Here is a 14899-nt window from a genome sequence, read left to right as displayed (position 1 = left end):
TGTGCGCCGCCGCCTACCTGGTGTGCCGCCATGCGGCCGGCGCCACCGCGCTCGTGGTGTTGGACAGCTGGCCGACCGCGCTTGGCGCCGTGGGGTTTACGGTCGCCGGGTTGGTTGCGACGTCGTTTCCCCTGCAGCTGCCGTGGCTGCCGCTGGTCGCCCCGCTGGCGGCGCTGCTGATCTACCTGCTGGCCGTCCGGCCGTTCATGAACTGACCGCGCTGCGTCAGTGCAGCAACTCGGCGGCCTGGTCGGCCAGCTGTCCAACACCACGAGCGCGGTGGCGCCGGCCGCATGGCGGCACACCAGGTAGGCGGCGGCGCACAGACCGGACAGCGCGACGAATATCACCGGCGGGCTGGCCAGCAGGACGGTAACGGCCGCCAACAGCACGGCAACCGTTGCGGCCCGGCGCAATACGATGCCGACCGCGACCGCGATGAGTGCGGCCACCCATCCGGCGATCGCGGATTCCTGCCAGCCGTCGGCGGCCAGCCCCACCATGAGCAGGCCAAAGGCCGTCGCGAACGCGGGCGCCCCCGCCCGCGCCAGTGTCCCGGCGCCGCCGTCAGCCACGAAGCCTCCCCCGCACCCGCCGTCGCCGATCGGGCAGCACACCCATCGACTGCTCCAAACCGCTATCGCCGGGCCACGACACGATATCGACGCCGATGGTGGCCATGTCGCGATACATCGCGGAGCGCTGCAAGGCCCACATCCGATCCACCAGGGGGTCCTGTTCGTCTTCGAACGGCGACGTGTCCAGAACGTCGACGGCCAGCACGACATGGCCCCGCTTGCGCAGATTGATCAGGGCCAAGGCGAATTCGGTGTCGAGCAGCGTGGAGAACGCGATGACGATCGCCCCGGCCGGAACCGCCGCGCGTGGCGCCAACGTGCCGGTGGTGTGTTCGAACCGGTCACCGGCGCGAAGAACGGTGTCGAGCACCCGATAGAACTGGCGCTGCCCGATGTCGGCTCCCAGCCAACGCGGCTGGTTGCCCCCGAGGGCGACGATGCCGGCCCGGTCACCATGGCGCAGTGCGGTTTGCACCACCTGCGCCGCGCCGCGAACGACGCGTTCGGTGGCCTCGGTCGCCGGCCCGGCCGGCTGCCGGTAGCCGTCGATCAGCACCACCACGTCGGCGGCGCGGTCGGTCAACCGCTGCGTCACGTGCAGTTGACCCCGGCGCGCGCTCACCGGCCAATTCACCGCCCGCAGTTGGTCGCCGGGCACGTAGAGACGAATGTCGGCATATTCCACACCCGGACCGATGTGGCGGGTCAGGTGGGCACCCAACCGGTCGAGCAGCTCGGTCTGCGGGATGGGCGTCTGTTGCGGCGGTGTCAGCGGGAACACGATCACCTCGGCGGCCCCGACGACCGCCGTCCCGGTGAGCAGCCCACCGCGGGCGATCACGTCGACGCGAACCTCAATCGAATACCGGCCCCAGCGCCGCGCGGTCGCCGTGACCGTTTTCGCTTGGCTCCCATCGGTTTCCGTGATGTCGAGTTCCATGCCCGCGATGTCGGGAACCGTGAGCCGCACGGCCGAAGCCGCGTCGTCCGTCACCCAAACCCTGATGCGTGCCTGCTCGCTCTCGAAGCAACGCTGGGTGTCGGGATCGCCGTGCACCCGAACCGTCGGCACCGGGCGCTGCCAGCTGATCGAGCACAACACGCCCAGCAGCGGCGCCGCGAAGGCGATCAGCTGCCACCGGCCGCTTATCACGGCGGCGGCCATCGCGAATCCCGCGCAGGTGGCGATCGCTCGGGCCAATTCCGATGCACGCCAGCGGAACTCGACCGCAGTGCTGCGGGTCATGCTGGCCTCATCCGGTCTCGCCGGCGCCGGCGCCGGTGCGGGGCACCGGTAGGCGGTGCAACAGCTCTGCGATGACGTCGGCACCCTGGATTTTTCGTACCCACATCTCCGGACGCAGGGTGATCCGGTGCGAGACCGCGGCGATGGCGAGCGCCTTCACGTCCTCGGGGATGACGTAATCGCGGCCGAGCAGCAGCGCGCGGGCGCGGGCGAGTTGGACCAGATCGAGTTCGGCGCGGGGGCTGGCCCCGACGGCGACCTGCGGATGGTGCCGGGTGGCGTTGGCCAGTGACACCACATAATGCAGGACGTCTTCATGCACGGTTACCTGCTCGACCGATTCGCGCATTGCCAGCAGGTCGTGGGCGTCCACCACCTGGTTGACCGTCGGTTCGGCCGAACCGCGTTCGAGGCGGCGGCGCAGCATCGACGTCTCGTCGCGCTCGTTGAGATACCGCAGTTCCAGCCGGATCGCGAACCGGTCGAGTTGCGCCTCGGGCAGCGGATACGTGCCCTCGTACTCGATCGGATTGTCGGTGGCCAGGACGATGAAAGGCTGTGGCAGCTGGTGTGTTTCGCCGTCGATGCTCACCTGCCCTTCGGCCATCGCCTCCAGCAGCGCCGCCTGGGTTTTCGGCGGCGTGCGATTGATCTCGTCGGCCAGCAACAAGTTGGTGAAGATGGGGCCGGGTCGGAACGCGAAGCGGCCGGACTGCATGTCATAGATCGTCGAGCCGAGCAGGTCGGCGGGTAACAGGTCGGGCGTGAACTGCACCCGGGTGAATTGCAGACCCAACGCTGCGGCAAACGATCTCGCGATCAGCGTCTTGCCCAGGCCGGGCAGGTCTTCGATGAGGATGTGGCCGCGCGCCAGGACCGTGGTGAGGATGAGCCGCAGCGCGGATCGTTTCCCCACCACCACGCGTTCTATCTCGTCGAGAATCGCTTCACAGTGGGCGGTCGTGGTGGCGGCCGGCAGCGTCATGGTGGGATCGCGCCTCCTGTCATACCTGCTCCAGCTTTTGCAGAATCTCTTGCAGCGCCGCACGGCCCGGACCGGGTTGGCGGTCACCGCCGCGCACCACGTTGTTGGGATTGACCCATTCCCACAGTTCCACACCGAACAGCATGCGTCCGGTTGCGTGATACGCCCCGGAGTCCTTGGATCGCCTTTGGCCAGTTGTCATCTCGTACCGGCGGGCGAGCATCGGGCGTAGATGCCTGTCCCAGTCGGCCCGTGTCGACTCCGACCACCGGATCGTCGTCTCGGTGGTGGCAAGCCAGCGGCGCAACGAATCCCCGAGATCGTCGGCGTCGGCCTCCGTGTCGGCATCGGGCCCCCGCGCCAATGCGCGACGCAGAGTGAGCAGCACCAGCGCCAGCCCCACACCGGACGCCGCCAACACCCAGCGTCGATCCTGCTGCGTCAGCGCCAACAGTTCGATGCCGACGATGAGGCAAACGCCAAGGGTCGTAATCTTTTTCATGCGGCACTCCGCGAACCCAGCTCGTCGAGGACCAACCGGAGGACGCCTACCGCGATGTCGCGGTGGCCCTCGTTCATCACATGGGGGCTGAACCGCGCCTCGGCGAACAGGTTCACCAATTGGACGGCGTTGTCGGCGTGCAGGGCGTGGTGCTCGACCGCGCGGGCCAGCACCTCGGTGGGGGTGTCGAATTCCCGGGGGGCGGCGCCGGGAACATGTGCGAGTTCACGTTCCATCGCGGCATAGCAGGCGATGATCGCCTCGCGCGGTTCGCGGCTCAGGTCCGTCATCTCGGCCAGACCGCGTTCGGCGGCCCGCGCCAGCGACTCCGAACGCGCCGCCGGCGCCGGCGGCTCCGCCGGTTCGTCGGCGACGACGGGTGCGGTCGGACGCCAGCGCCGTCGCGCCGTGGCGACCGTACCGCCGACGAACAACACCAACATCGCGACCGTGCAGGCAAGCAGGATCCCGAGTAAGTTCTGCGAGCCGTCGCGGGGACGGTGTTGAGGCTGCTGCTGCGGCGGCGGCGCGGACGGATTCGTCGGCGGCGCCGCACCGGTATCGGGTGGTGACGGGGCCGGCGCGACGCCGTGGCCCAGGAAGCGGGCCAGCAGCATCACGACCACGAGCCAGGCCGCGATCACGGCGAGTCCGATCAGCAACACGCGCCAGCTCGGCCGCCCCCGGCCGGTGCCGAGCATCTCGGACAGTGCCCCTGCGGTCGGCGCGGGAGCGCGGGGGTCACGCAACCGCGCGACGACGGCGATCGCGATCAGCGCGAGCGTCACGGCCAGGGCCGCTACCACGAAGGCCAGCGCCGCGCGACCGCCCGACTCGTTGCGCACCGCATCGTGACGAGCCGGAAGGTAGCCGCGCAGGGCGGCCGCGACCACGAGCAGCAGGACGATCAGGGCAACGACTCGCCCTGTCGGTTTGTCTATAGCAGGCATTGGCACACCACTCGATTGGTTGCCTGCCGCCGTCGCGGCACTGACTTTTCTCATACTTGCACGTCAAGCGGCCCCAGGGCCAGGACCGGCGTCGCCGCTTATCCACAGTCGGCGGTTCATCCACAGATGGTGCGTGGGCGGTGCCTGTTCGAACTCGTGTTCGATACCGTGGGCTGTGTGGGTCCTCTGGTGAACGCGGAACTGGCGCGAGAGCGCATCTGCTCGGCGCTCGACGCGATCGATGCTGCCCACGAGGTGCTGCGCCAGACCCCGTCGGACGCGGTCGGCAATGCCTTTCGGGTCGGCGTCGCCGAGCGCCTGGAGGCCCAGGACCGCGCCAATCGCGGCCTGATGTACCGGATTTTCGGCGAAATCGCCGAGCCGCCGGACGGGTCAGGGTGCGTTCCGGCGGTGCGCGGCACGCTGTGGGCGCGGCTACGCATCACTCCCAAGGAAGTCGCGCGCCGCTTTCGGCTCGCTGCGCGTCTCCAGCCACGCCATTCGCTGACCGGCGCGCCCCTGGAACCCGAACTGCCGGCGTTGGCGGAGGCGGTAACCGCCGGCGCGGTGGGTGAGGACCACATCCGCGCCGTGTGCGCCGCCGTGGACACCTTGCCCTCCTGCGTATCGCCGTGTGATGTGGCGGATGCCGAGCGCACGCTGGTACGGCACGCGACCAAACTCGACGCCGCCGTGGTCACCAAGCTGGGCCACCGGATTGCCGACTATCTCAATCCCGACGGCCGCTTCACCGACGTCGATCGCGCCCGCCGCCGTGGCGTGTACCTCGGCCCGCAGGGGCCCGACGGAATGTCCCGACTTTCCGACCTACTGGATCCCGAGGCCAGGGCCTACTTCGAAGCCCTCGAAGCGGCGGTGCGGCCCGGGCGCCATCAGACCCCCGACAGCGATCCTGAGACGCGCGATGATCGCACCCCGGCCCAACGCGGCCACGACGCCCTCAAGCTTGGCCTCGAAATCGCCCTCGCCTCCGGCGGTCTCGGGGCGCACCGCGGGCTGCCCGTCACCGTGATCGCCACGACCACAGTGGCCGAACTCGACCGAGCCGCGCACGCCGCGGTCGACTCGTCGATCCCGATGCCCGCGCCGGCGCACACCGGCGGCGGTTCACGACTGCCCATGCCGGATTTGATTCGCATGGCCGCCAAGGCGATTCACTATCTTGCGGTGTTCGACGAGCACACCGGCCGGCCGTTGTATCTAGGGCGTCAAAAACGCATCGCATCCGCGGACCAACGGCTCGTCTGCTACGCCCGTGACCGAGGCTGCACCCACCCCAATTGCCTCGAACCCGGCTATCATTGCGAAATTCACCACGCCCACGAATGGGCAGAGGGCGGACGCACGGACGCCGACAACCTGTTCTTCGCCTGCGGATCCGACCACGGCGCGGTGGGGCGCGGCGAATGGCGCACGGCGGTGGCCGGCAACGGCCGACTCGCCTGGACCGACGGCAAGGGGCCGCCCGAGGTCAATCATGCGCACCATCCCGACGAGCTGCTGCGCGGGGATCCCGACCCGCCCGAAGGCCAGCCGGTCTAGGCAGGCGTGAAAGGCCGGAAACTGCCGTCGAGGACCTGAAGGTGACCGATGGTGCGGCCGGTGACCTTCCCGGGATCGACTAGGGCCAATTCGACTGCCGCACAGGCGAATTCATCCTCCGACGCGGTGTCATCAAAGCTGCGGGCATAGTAGGCGAGTCCCGGGGTGAGGATCGGTTTGGACGGCGACAGCGCATTAACCGCGATGTTGTGGTCGGTCAGATCGAATGCGGCGCACTGGGTCAGGTGCTCGAGCGCGGCCTTGGATCCGCCATACCCGGGCAGCACGCCACCGCCGCGGTCGGCGTACGGCCCATCGCCCGGCAGTCGCGACGCGACCGAGGTGATGTTGATGATCGAGCCGCCACCCGCCTCGATCATGTCGGGGCACACCATCTGCATCAGCTCGTAGGCCGCGAAGACGGCGATGTCGAAGTGCCGGCGATACGCGTGCAGCGGCGTGCTGACGAATCCCGGCCAGCCGGGCTTGACGGCACCCGACGGCTTGGCGCCACCCGACGGCTTGGCGGTGCCGTCACGCGGTTGCGCGCCCGGCTTCGGCGGTCGCCCGGGCGCGGTGAAGGCCGCATTGTTGACCAGAATCCCGATGGGACCCAACGCCTCTCGCGCCGACTGCACCAGCCGGGCAACCTGCTCACGGTCGGTCAGGTCCGCCCGGACCGGCAGGGCCCGCCCGCCGGCGGCCTCGATGTCGGCGACGGTCTCGCCGATGGTTCCCGGCAGCCGGTCGTCCCAGACTTCTTCGGTACGCCCGGCGACCGCCACCGCCGCACCCTCGGCGGCCAGGGCCAGCGCGATGGCCCGGCCCAGACCGCGGCTGCCGCCGGTGACGATCGCGGCGCGACCCGCAAGCCGTCCCGTCACCGCCGCACCCCGTGTACGACGATGGCGGTGGTCTGCTCCACCCACGCCTCGTCGAGCTCCTCTTCCGGACGCAGCAGCATCCGCAGCATCGTCGCTCCCCCAATCAACTCGATCAACCGGTCGGGATCCACATCGGGATGGGCTTCGCCCCGGTCAACCGCCTCCCGCAACCGCACCCGCACCGCGGTGAACAAATCCACGAACCGCGACATCACCCGCGCGTTGAGCGCCGGGTCGGCCGTCATGTCGGCAACCAGACCGGGCAACGCGGCACGCACCACCGGGGTGGTGAACACGTCGCGGGTGGCCTCGATCATCATCCGCATGTCGGCGGCGATGTCCCCGGCCGGCGACTCCAGGGCGGTCGGGGCCGTCGGGAACGCGGCCTCGTGCACCAGCTCGGCCTTGCTCGACCACCGGCGGTACAGCGCGGATTTCGTGGTGCCGGCGCGCTCGGCGACCGCGGCCAGGCTGATGTTGGAATAGCCCGTTTGGACAAGCAGTTCCGCGGTCGCCGAAAGGATCGCGGAGTCGATACGCGGATCGCGTGGGCGGCCGGCGCCGGAGGCCTTGTCAAGGCCGGACGGGTCTGCTTTCATAACGCTACCTACCGTATCGTAATTGCCTCAACGAAGGAGGCACCTTATGGCAACAGAACCGGCGGTCGACAACGTCGACCGGCTGCAACGCTCCAGCCGCGACGTCAGCACATTGCCGACGGTCATGTCACGCTGGCTCTCCACCGTACTGCCGGACGCCGCAAATCCCGAGGTGACCGTGGAAAGCGGCGTGGATTCGACGGGCATGTCGTCGGAAACGATCATCCTGACCACCCGCTGGCAACAGGACGGCCGGCCGACCGAACAGAAGCTGGTGGCGCGGGTGGCCCCCACCGCCGAGGATGTGCAGGTCTTCCCGACCTACCGGCTCGACCACCAATTCGACGTCATCCGCAAAGTGGGTGAGCTGACCGACGTGCCCGTGCCCCGGGTGCGCTGGCTGGAGAACACCGGGGATGTCCTGGGCACACCGTTTTTCGTGATGGACTACGTGGAGGGCGAGGTGCCGCCCGACGTCATGCCGTACACCTTCGGCGGCAACTGGTTTGCCGACGCGCCCGCCGAGCGGCAGCGCGAACTGCAGGACGCCACCGTCGGCGTCCTGGCCACGTTGCACTCGATCCCGAACGCGCAGAGCACATTTGGCTTCCTCACCGAGGGGCAATCCGGCGACACCGCGCTGCGCAAGCACTTCAACTGGGTGCGGTCCTGGTATGACTTTGCGGTACCCGACATCGGGCGATCACCGCTACTGGAGCGGACCTTCGACTGGCTGGAGGCCAACTGGCCGGCCGCGGCGGCCGCCGCCGAGCCGGTGCTGCTGTGGGGTGACGCCCGGGTCGGCAACGTGCTGTACCACGATTTCCGGCCGGTGGCGGTGCTGGACTGGGAGATGGTGACGTTGGGTCCGCGCGAGCTGGACGTGGCGTGGATGATCTTCGCGCACATGGTCTTTCAGGAGCTGGCCGGCCTAGCCACCCTGCCCGGGCTACCCGGGGTGATGCGCGAGGAGGACGTGCGCGCCACCTACGCGCGGCTGGCCGGAGTCGAAGTCGGCGACCTGCATTGGTTCTACGTGTACTCCGGCGTGATGTGGGCGTGCGTGTTCATGCGCACCGGCGCCCGGCGGGTGCACTTCGGCGAGACCGAAAAGCCCGACGACGTCGAATCGCTGTTCTATCACGCCGGATTGATGCGCAGGCTAATCGGTGAGGGGTTGATCGGCGAAAGCCCAATCGGAGAGGACCAGTAATGCTCGGACCGCTCGACGAGTTCCCGGTACATCAGATCCCCCAACCGATCGCCTGGCCGGGCTCCTCGGACCGCAACTTCTACGACCGCTCCTACTTCAACGCCCACGACCGCACCGGCAACATCTTCGTGATCAGCGGCATCGGCTACTACCCCAACCTCGGGGTCAAGGACGCGTTCCTGCTCATCCGGCGCGGGGATACCCAGACCGCCGTTCATGTTTCGGACGCCATCGATCAAGACCGGCTCAACCAGCACGTCAACGGCTACCGCGTCGAGGTCATCGAACCGCTGCGCAAGCTGCGCCTCGTGCTCGACGAAACCGAAGGCATCGCAGCCGATCTCACGTGGAATGGCCTGTTCGACGTCGTGCAGGAACAACCGCACATCCTGCGCTCGGGCAACCGGGTCACCCTGGACGCGCAGCGCTTCGCGCAGCTGGGCAGCTGGAGCGGGCACATCGTCATCGACGGCGAGCAGATCACCGTCGACCCCGACACCTGGCTGGGCAGTCGCGACCGGTCCTGGGGTATCCGACCGATCGGCGAGGCCGAGCCCGCGGGCCGGCCCGCCGACCCGCCCTTCGAGGGGATGTGGTGGCTCTACGTACCCATGGCATTCGACGATTTCGCCATCGTGCTCATCATCCAGGAAGAGCCCAACGGGTTCCGCTCGCTCAACGACTGCACCCGCATTTGGCGCGACGGGCGCGTCGAGCAGCTGGGCTGGCCCCGAGTCAAGATCCACTACCGCTCCGGGACCCGCATCCCGACCGGCGCGACGATCGACGCCACCACCCCGGACGGGACCCCGGTCCACTTCGACGTCGAGTCCAAGCTGCCGGTGCCCATTCACGTCGGCGGCGGCTACGGCGGCGACTCCGACTGGATCCACGGCACCTGGAAGGGCGAAAAGTTCGCCGAGCGGCTGACGTACGACATGACCGACCCGGCCATCGTCGGCCGCGCGGGGTTCGGCGTGATCGACCACGTCGGCCGCGCGGTCTGCCGCGACGGCGACGGCGAGCCGGTCGAGGGTTGGGGCCTCTACGAGCACGGCGCGCTGGGCCGCCACGACCCGTCCGGGTTCAAGGATTGGCTGACGGTCGCGCCCTAGGTCAGCGGCGGTGATTCAGCGGCGGTAGGCCGCGCCCGGGTGGTCGTCGGGCAGCAGCGGCCCCCCGGCGCCGAGCCGCTGGCGCAGCGTGGAACGCGGCGGCCGCTCGGGGACGCGTCCCCGCCGACGCAGCTCGGGGACAACGAACTTCGCGAAATCGGCGAAGGTGCCCGGGGTCGTCACGTAAGCCAGGTTGAACCCGTCGACGTCGGCCTCGGTGACCCACCGCTCGAGTTCGTCGGCCACCTCGGTCGGCGAACCCACCAGCACCGGGCCGCGGCCGCCGATCCCGATCTCGTCGGCCAGCTCGCCCACCGTCCAGGCGCGTTCCGGCGCGGCGGTGGTGAACGAGGCCAGCGCCGAGCGGTTGGCGTCGGTCTCTACGTATTTCAGCGGTTCGCCGGGGTCGAGTTCGGCCAGGTCGACCCCGGTCCAGCCGCCGAACAACGCCAGCGCTGCGGCGGGGCTGACATACCGCCGGTATTCAGCCAGCTTGGCGACGGCCTCGTCGTGGGTCTCGGCGACCACCGGGGTCACCATGGTGAACACCTTGATCGAGCGTGGGTCGCGGCCCAGCTCGGCGGCGGCGGTCCGCAACGCGCGCACCGGACCGCGAACGATCTGCGGCGTCGGGCCCGAGACGAAGACCGCCTCGGCGTGGGCCGCCGCGAACCGCACGCCCCGCGCCGACGCGCCCGCCTGGAACAGCACCGGGGTGCGTTGTGGCGACGGCTCGCACAGGAACGGACCGGGCACCGAGAAATAACGGCCCTTGTGCTCGATGTCGTGCACCTTGGCCGGGTCGGTGAAGACGCCCCGCTGCGGGTCGCGCACCACGGCGTCGGCCTCCCACGACCCCTCCCAGAGCTTGTAGCAGACCTCGAGGTACTCGTCGGCGATCTCGTAACGCTGGTCGTGCGGGATCTGGGCGTCCAGGCCCAAATTCCTTGCGGCGCTGTCCAAATAGGACGTGACGATGTTCCACGCCACCCGGCCGCCGGTCAGGTGGTCCAGCGTCGAGAGCCGGCGGGCCAGCGCGTAGGGCTGCTCGTAGGTCAGCGACAGGGTGATCCCGAAGCCGAGGCCCTCGGTCACCGCCGCCATCGCCGAGACCGCGGCCGTGGGGTCGTTGACCGGAAACTGGGCGGCGTCGACGACCGCAGCGTCGCGCGAGCCGCCGTACACGTCGTAGACCCCGAGCACGTCGGCGAGAAACAACGCGTCGAATCCGCCGGTCTCCAGGATGCGGGCCAGCTCGGTCCAATAGCCCAGCTCCCGGTACCGGTAGCCCTGATCGTCGGGATGCCGCCACAACCCCGCGGACTGATGCCCGACACAGGCCATGTCGAAGGCGTTGAGAAAGATCCTGCGCGGCGCACTCACCCGATGTCATCCTCACGCGTCTCGCGCGCCGCGTACGCGGCGGCAATCGTGATCGCCGCCAGCACCGCGAAGTACGCCACGATCAGCCACGGCCGGCCACCGCCGACCACCAACAACGACGCGGCGATCAACGGCGCGAACCCTCCCGACAGTACGGCACCGATCTGATAACCCAGCGACGCGCCGCTGTAGCGCACCCGGGTGCCGAAGAGCTCGGCGAACCAGGCCGCCTGCGGGCCATACATCGCGTCATGAACGACGTTGACGCCGAACACGATTGCCAGCACGACCCATAGCGCCGACCCGCTGCCGGCGGCCAGGAAGAACAACGCCAGGGCAACGACCCCGGCGAGCGCGCCGAACAGATACGGTGGCCGCCGCCCCACCCGGTCCGACAGCAGCGCCCAGCCCGGCGTGCTGAGCAACCCGAGCGCCGAGGAGACCAGCACCGCGATCAGACCCACCGCGCTGCCCTTGCCGAATGAATCCTGAAGATAGCTAAGCGAATACGTCGTCAACAAAACGAAAAGCCCGATCTGCGACAGCCGCAATCCGGTGGTGATGACCACGTTGCGCGAGTCGGTGCGCAGCACCTCCACTATCGGCAGCCGGGCCAGCTCGTCGCGCCGCTTGAGCCGCTCGAAGATTTCCGCATCGGTCAGCTTCAGCCGGACGAACAGGCCGATGCCGACCAGAAAAACGCTGAGCAGGAACGGGATTCGCCATCCGTAGGTGAGGAAGGCCGGCCCGGTGACCTTGCGCGCGAGGAAGAACACCGAGGTCGCCAACAGCATGCCGGCCGGCGAGCCCAACTGGGTGAAGCTGCCGAACAATCCGCGACGATCGGGCGGTGCGTGCTCCACCGAGAGCACGGCGGCGCCACCCCATTCGGCCCCCACGGCCAGGCCCTGCACCACCCGCAGGGTCGCCAGCAGCGCCGGCGCCAGCAGCCCGGCCGCGGCATAGGTCGGCAGCGCTCCGATCGCGGTGGTGACCAGACCCATCACCACCAACGCGCCCACCAGAACCGCCTTGCGGCCCAACCGGTCGCCGAAGTGCCCCGACAGCACCGCACCGAGGGGCCGGGCCCCGAATCCGGCGGCGTAGGTGGCGAACGAAGCCAGTGTCCCCGCGGTCGATGAGATATTCGGGAAGAAAAGCGGTTTGAAGACCAACGCCGACGCGGTCGCGTACAGGTAGAAGTCATACCACTCGATGGTGGTGCCGATCATGCTGCCCAGGGCCACGGTGCGCAGGTTCGGCGCGGTGCCGGCGACCACGGCTGAACTGGCAGGACTGGCGGCAGAACTGGTGACGGGGCTTTCGGAAAGCACGTGGTGGCAGCGTAATTAACATAGCGAGCTAGGCATATGTTTGCCATCGCCGTGAGCCAAACGCCGGCGACCAGCTTGTAAGAAATTGCCATGAAATGCGCAGAAATGCGGTTCACTAGACCGCGTGTCGAATCCGCCGCGCATTGTCGACGTTGTCGTCGTCGGTGCGGGCTTCGCCGGACTCGCCGCGGCGCGCGAGCTGGCACGGCAAGGCCACGATGTGGCGGTTTTCGAGGGCCGCGACCGCGTCGGCGGACGGTCCCTGACCGGCAGCGTCGCCGGATTGCCGGCCGATCTGGGCGGCACGTTCGTCGGGCCGACCCAGGACGCCGTATTGGCGATGGCCGCCGAACTCGACGTCCCGACCACCCCGACGCATCACGACGGCAAGAACCTGATCCATTGGCGCGGGTGGACGCACGCGTATCACGGCACCATCCCCAAGCTTTCGCTGACCGGCCTGCTGGATATCGGCCGGCTGCGCTGGCAATTCGACAGGATCGCGCGCAGCGTCCCGCTGGCGGCGCCGTGGGACGCCCGCCGCGCGCGTGAACTCGACGGCCTGTCGCTCGGCGGCTGGTTGCGCTCGGTGCGTGCGACGGCTTCCTCGCACGACCTGCTGGCGATCGTGGCGCGGGTGACCTGGGGATGCGAACCCGACGACGTGTCGATGCTGCACGCCGCCCGCTACGCGCACGCGGCCGGCGGGCTGGACCGACTGCTCGACGTCGAGGACGGCGCCCAACAGGACCGCTTCCCCGGTGGCACGCAACAGATCGCCGAGGCGGCGGCCGCCGAACTGGGCACCCGGGTGGTGCTCAACGCCCCGGTGCGGCGGATCGAGCGGCACGGCGCGGGCGTCACCGTCACCACCGACCTCGGCGAGACCGAGGCCGGGTTCGTCATCGTCGCCATCCCGCCGGCTCACCGCGCCTCCATCGAGTTCACTCCCCCGCTGCCCGCCGAGTACGAGCAACTCGCCCGGCACTGGCCGCAGGGCCGGCTCAGCAAGGCCTACGCCGCCTACTCCACGCCGTTTTGGCGGACCAACGGGTTTTCCGGGCAGGCGCTGTCCGACGAGGGCCCGGTCTTCATCACGTTCGACGTCAGTCCGCACCCGGACGGACCGGGCATCCTGATGGGTTTCGTCGACGCCCGGTCGTTCGACTCGCTACCCAGCGATCAGCGTCGCCGCGACGCGTTGCGCTGCTTTGCAACGCTTTTCGGAGACGACGCGCTCAAGCCCTTGGACTACGTCGATCACCGTTGGGGCGCAGAGGAATTCGCGCCGGGCGGCCCCACCGCCGCGGTGCCGCCGGGATCGTGGACCCGGTTCGGGCCGTGGCTGCGCGAACCGGTCGGGCCGATCCACTGGGCCGGCACCGAAACCGCCGACGAGTGGACCGGTTTCCTCGACGGGGCGATTCGCTCCGGGCAGCGCGCGGCCGCGGAGATCACCGCGCTGCTATGAGCTGATCCGGCGGGTGGCCGCGTTGCGCATCGCCGTTTCGGCGAGCGCGCGCAGCTGGCGGTTCACCTCGCGGGGGTGTTCGAGCATCGAGCAGTGCCCGCCGGGCAGTTCGACCAGGTCGATCAGGTTGGGCACGCTGCGCGCGATCCTGCGGGACTGGCTGATCGGGGTGAGCCGGTCGCGTTCGCTGCCGATGACCAACGTCGGGACGGTCAATCCGTCCAGGTCGAGATAGCGCGACCCGAGAGACGCGACCAGCGCCCTCGCGCACCCCGCCCGTCCGGCCGGTGAGGTGTTCTCGAAGAGCTCGTAGACAAGCCTGGCGATGCCCGGATCGGCGTCTCGTCCGGTGGCCAGCATCGCCACCACATAGCGGCTCGGGATGCGGGCGGGACCGGGCACCGCGAACCCACCGAACGCATTGATCAGGGTGCGGCCGGCCAGAACCCGGGCCGGCGACAACCCGTAGGGCACCGGCAACAGCTGCACCTTGCGGATCAGATCGCCGGTGGTGGTATTGATCAGCGCGACCGCGTCCGCGCGCCGGGGAACCTTGTGGCGGTAGCGCTCCGACCACGCCGCGATGGTGATGCCGCCCATCGAGTGGCCGGCCACCACGGCGCGTTCGTGCGGCGCCAAGGTCGCATCCAGCACCGAATCCAGGTCGGAGGCAAGGTGTTTGAGGCTGTAATTGTTGGCTCGTGGCACGCCGCTGCGGCCGTGGCCGCGATGATCGAAGGCGATCACCCGGTAGTCGTGGGACAGGTCGGCGATCTGGTACGCCCACGCCCGGATGGCGCAGGTGATGCCGTGCGTCAAGACGATCGGATAACCGTCGGGCGGCCCGAACACCTCCGCGTGCAACCGGGTGCCGTCGGCCGCCCGGACCGTGACGGTCTCACTGGGCGGCAGCCGGTCGGGGAACGGGTCAACCGTGCGGGCCGATCGTCGAGCACTCATCACCGCTCCCCCCTCCAACGCGGCGCCGTTGCCGCAGCTAAGGATGGGACGATTTTATCCCTAAGTTCGGTTCGCTTTTGGTAAATCCGGCAAACGATTCTTATGAGACGCTTAGA

13 protein-coding genes and 1 pseudogene are annotated in these 14899 nt (G+C 69.0%); 5 read left to right on the top strand and 9 right to left on the bottom strand.

All coding sequences use genetic code 11. The features are described from left to right. A pseudogene (locus A5622_RS30370) lies at positions 1–215 on the top strand (hypothetical protein); the annotation flags it as partial. 352 nt (positions 216–567) lie between these two features. Here the strand turns inward: A5622_RS30370 and A5622_RS25505 are convergent. Genes A5622_RS25505 through A5622_RS25490 form a run of 4 tightly spaced genes read right to left on the bottom strand, consistent with a single transcriptional unit; the run spans position 568 to position 4261 of the window. Then, positions 568–1824, bottom strand: a complete 1257-nt coding sequence (locus A5622_RS25505) for a DUF58 domain-containing protein (RefSeq protein ID WP_066870874.1) — start codon at positions 1822–1824, stop codon at positions 568–570. Between the two features lie 7 nt (positions 1825–1831). After that, positions 1832–2809 carry a MoxR family ATPase gene (locus tag A5622_RS25500; RefSeq protein WP_066870876.1) on the bottom strand — a complete coding sequence of 326 codons (978 nt, stop codon included), beginning with the start codon at positions 2807–2809 and terminating at the stop codon, positions 1832–1834. A gap of 19 nt (positions 2810–2828) precedes the next feature. Further along, positions 2829–3311 (bottom strand): hypothetical protein, encoded by a 483-nt coding sequence (locus tag A5622_RS25495; protein WP_066870879.1) that lies wholly within the window; start codon positions 3309–3311, stop codon positions 2829–2831. Then, a complete protein-coding gene (locus A5622_RS25490) occupies positions 3308–4261 on the bottom strand; it encodes a DUF4129 domain-containing protein (RefSeq protein ID WP_066882007.1) in 954 nt (317 codons plus the stop codon). Before A5622_RS25490 ends, A5622_RS25495 begins: the two co-directional genes overlap by 4 nt. Before the next feature lie 177 nt (positions 4262–4438). Between A5622_RS25490 and A5622_RS25485 the strand changes: the two genes are divergently transcribed. After that, entirely contained in the window at positions 4439–5824 is a 1386-nt protein-coding gene (locus A5622_RS25485; RefSeq protein WP_066882009.1) for an HNH endonuclease signature motif containing protein, read from the top strand. Here A5622_RS25485 and A5622_RS25480 read toward each other — a convergent pair. Continuing rightward, positions 5821–6708, bottom strand: a complete 888-nt coding sequence (locus A5622_RS25480; protein WP_066882006.1) for an SDR family NAD(P)-dependent oxidoreductase — start codon at positions 6706–6708, stop codon at positions 5821–5823. The genes A5622_RS25485 and A5622_RS25480 overlap by 4 nt on opposite strands. Continuing rightward, positions 6705–7307, bottom strand: a complete 603-nt coding sequence (locus A5622_RS25475) for a TetR/AcrR family transcriptional regulator (protein WP_066870894.1) — start codon at positions 7305–7307, stop codon at positions 6705–6707. Before A5622_RS25475 ends, A5622_RS25480 begins: the two co-directional genes overlap by 4 nt. Positions 7308–7353: 46 nt before the next feature. On the opposite strand from A5622_RS25475, the gene A5622_RS25470 reads away from it, so the two are divergent. Continuing rightward, positions 7354–8520 carry a phosphotransferase family protein gene (locus tag A5622_RS25470; RefSeq protein WP_066882004.1) on the top strand — a complete coding sequence of 389 codons (1167 nt, stop codon included), beginning with the start codon at positions 7354–7356 and terminating at the stop codon, positions 8518–8520. After that, positions 8520–9635: a hypothetical protein gene (locus A5622_RS25465; RefSeq protein WP_066882001.1), complete on the top strand. Its 1116-nt coding sequence runs from the start codon at positions 8520–8522 to the stop codon at positions 9633–9635. The genes A5622_RS25470 and A5622_RS25465 overlap by 1 nt, the downstream gene beginning before the upstream one ends. 15 nt (positions 9636–9650) lie before the next feature. Here A5622_RS25465 and A5622_RS25460 read toward each other — a convergent pair whose 3' ends face one another. Beyond that, entirely contained in the window at positions 9651–11018 is a 1368-nt protein-coding gene (locus tag A5622_RS25460) for an LLM class flavin-dependent oxidoreductase (protein ID WP_066881999.1), read from the bottom strand. After that, complete coding sequence (locus A5622_RS25455) at positions 11015–12250, bottom strand: MFS transporter (RefSeq protein WP_197505296.1); 1236 nt, start codon at positions 12248–12250, stop codon at positions 11015–11017. The genes A5622_RS25460 and A5622_RS25455 overlap by 4 nt, the downstream gene beginning before the upstream one ends. A 226-nt stretch (positions 12251–12476) precedes the next feature. Here A5622_RS25455 and A5622_RS25450 point away from each other — a divergent pair, with 226 nt between their 5' ends. Then, complete coding sequence (locus tag A5622_RS25450; protein ID WP_066870911.1) at positions 12477–13823, top strand: flavin monoamine oxidase family protein; 1347 nt, start codon at positions 12477–12479, stop codon at positions 13821–13823. Here the strand turns inward: A5622_RS25450 and A5622_RS25445 are convergent. Further along, a complete protein-coding gene (locus A5622_RS25445) occupies positions 13818–14783 on the bottom strand; it encodes an alpha/beta fold hydrolase (protein WP_066881997.1) in 966 nt (321 codons plus the stop codon). The genes A5622_RS25450 and A5622_RS25445 overlap by 6 nt on opposite strands. Positions 14784–14899 lie beyond the last annotated feature (116 nt).

The organism is Mycobacterium sp. 1245801.1, assembly GCF_001673055.1.
Lineage (GTDB): Bacteria > Actinomycetota > Actinomycetes > Mycobacteriales > Mycobacteriaceae > Mycobacterium > Mycobacterium europaeum_A.
This window is presented reverse-complemented; position numbering and strand designations above follow the sequence as displayed.

Coding starts and splice junctions, on each gene's coding strand:
- A5622_RS25505 (WP_066870874.1), bottom strand. CDS start 1,824: ATGACCCGCAGCACTGCGGTCGAGTTCCGCTGGCGTGCATCGGAATTG.
- A5622_RS25500 (WP_066870876.1), bottom strand. CDS start 2,809: ATGACGCTGCCGGCCGCCACCACGACCGCCCACTGTGAAGCGATTCTC.
- A5622_RS25495 (WP_066870879.1), bottom strand. CDS start 3,311: ATGAAAAAGATTACGACCCTTGGCGTTTGCCTCATCGTCGGCATCGAA.
- A5622_RS25490 (WP_066882007.1), bottom strand. CDS start 4,261: ATGCCTGCTATAGACAAACCGACAGGGCGAGTCGTTGCCCTGATCGTC.
- A5622_RS25475 (WP_066870894.1), bottom strand. CDS start 7,307: ATGAAAGCAGACCCGTCCGGCCTTGACAAGGCCTCCGGCGCCGGCCGC.
- A5622_RS25470 (WP_066882004.1), top strand. CDS start 7,354: ATGGCAACAGAACCGGCGGTCGACAACGTCGACCGGCTGCAACGCTCC.
- A5622_RS25465 (WP_066882001.1), top strand. CDS start 8,520: ATGCTCGGACCGCTCGACGAGTTCCCGGTACATCAGATCCCCCAACCG.
- A5622_RS25455 (WP_197505296.1), bottom strand. CDS start 12,250: ATGATCGGCACCACCATCGAGTGGTATGACTTCTACCTGTACGCGACC.
- A5622_RS25445 (WP_066881997.1), bottom strand. CDS start 14,783: ATGAGTGCTCGACGATCGGCCCGCACGGTTGACCCGTTCCCCGACCGG.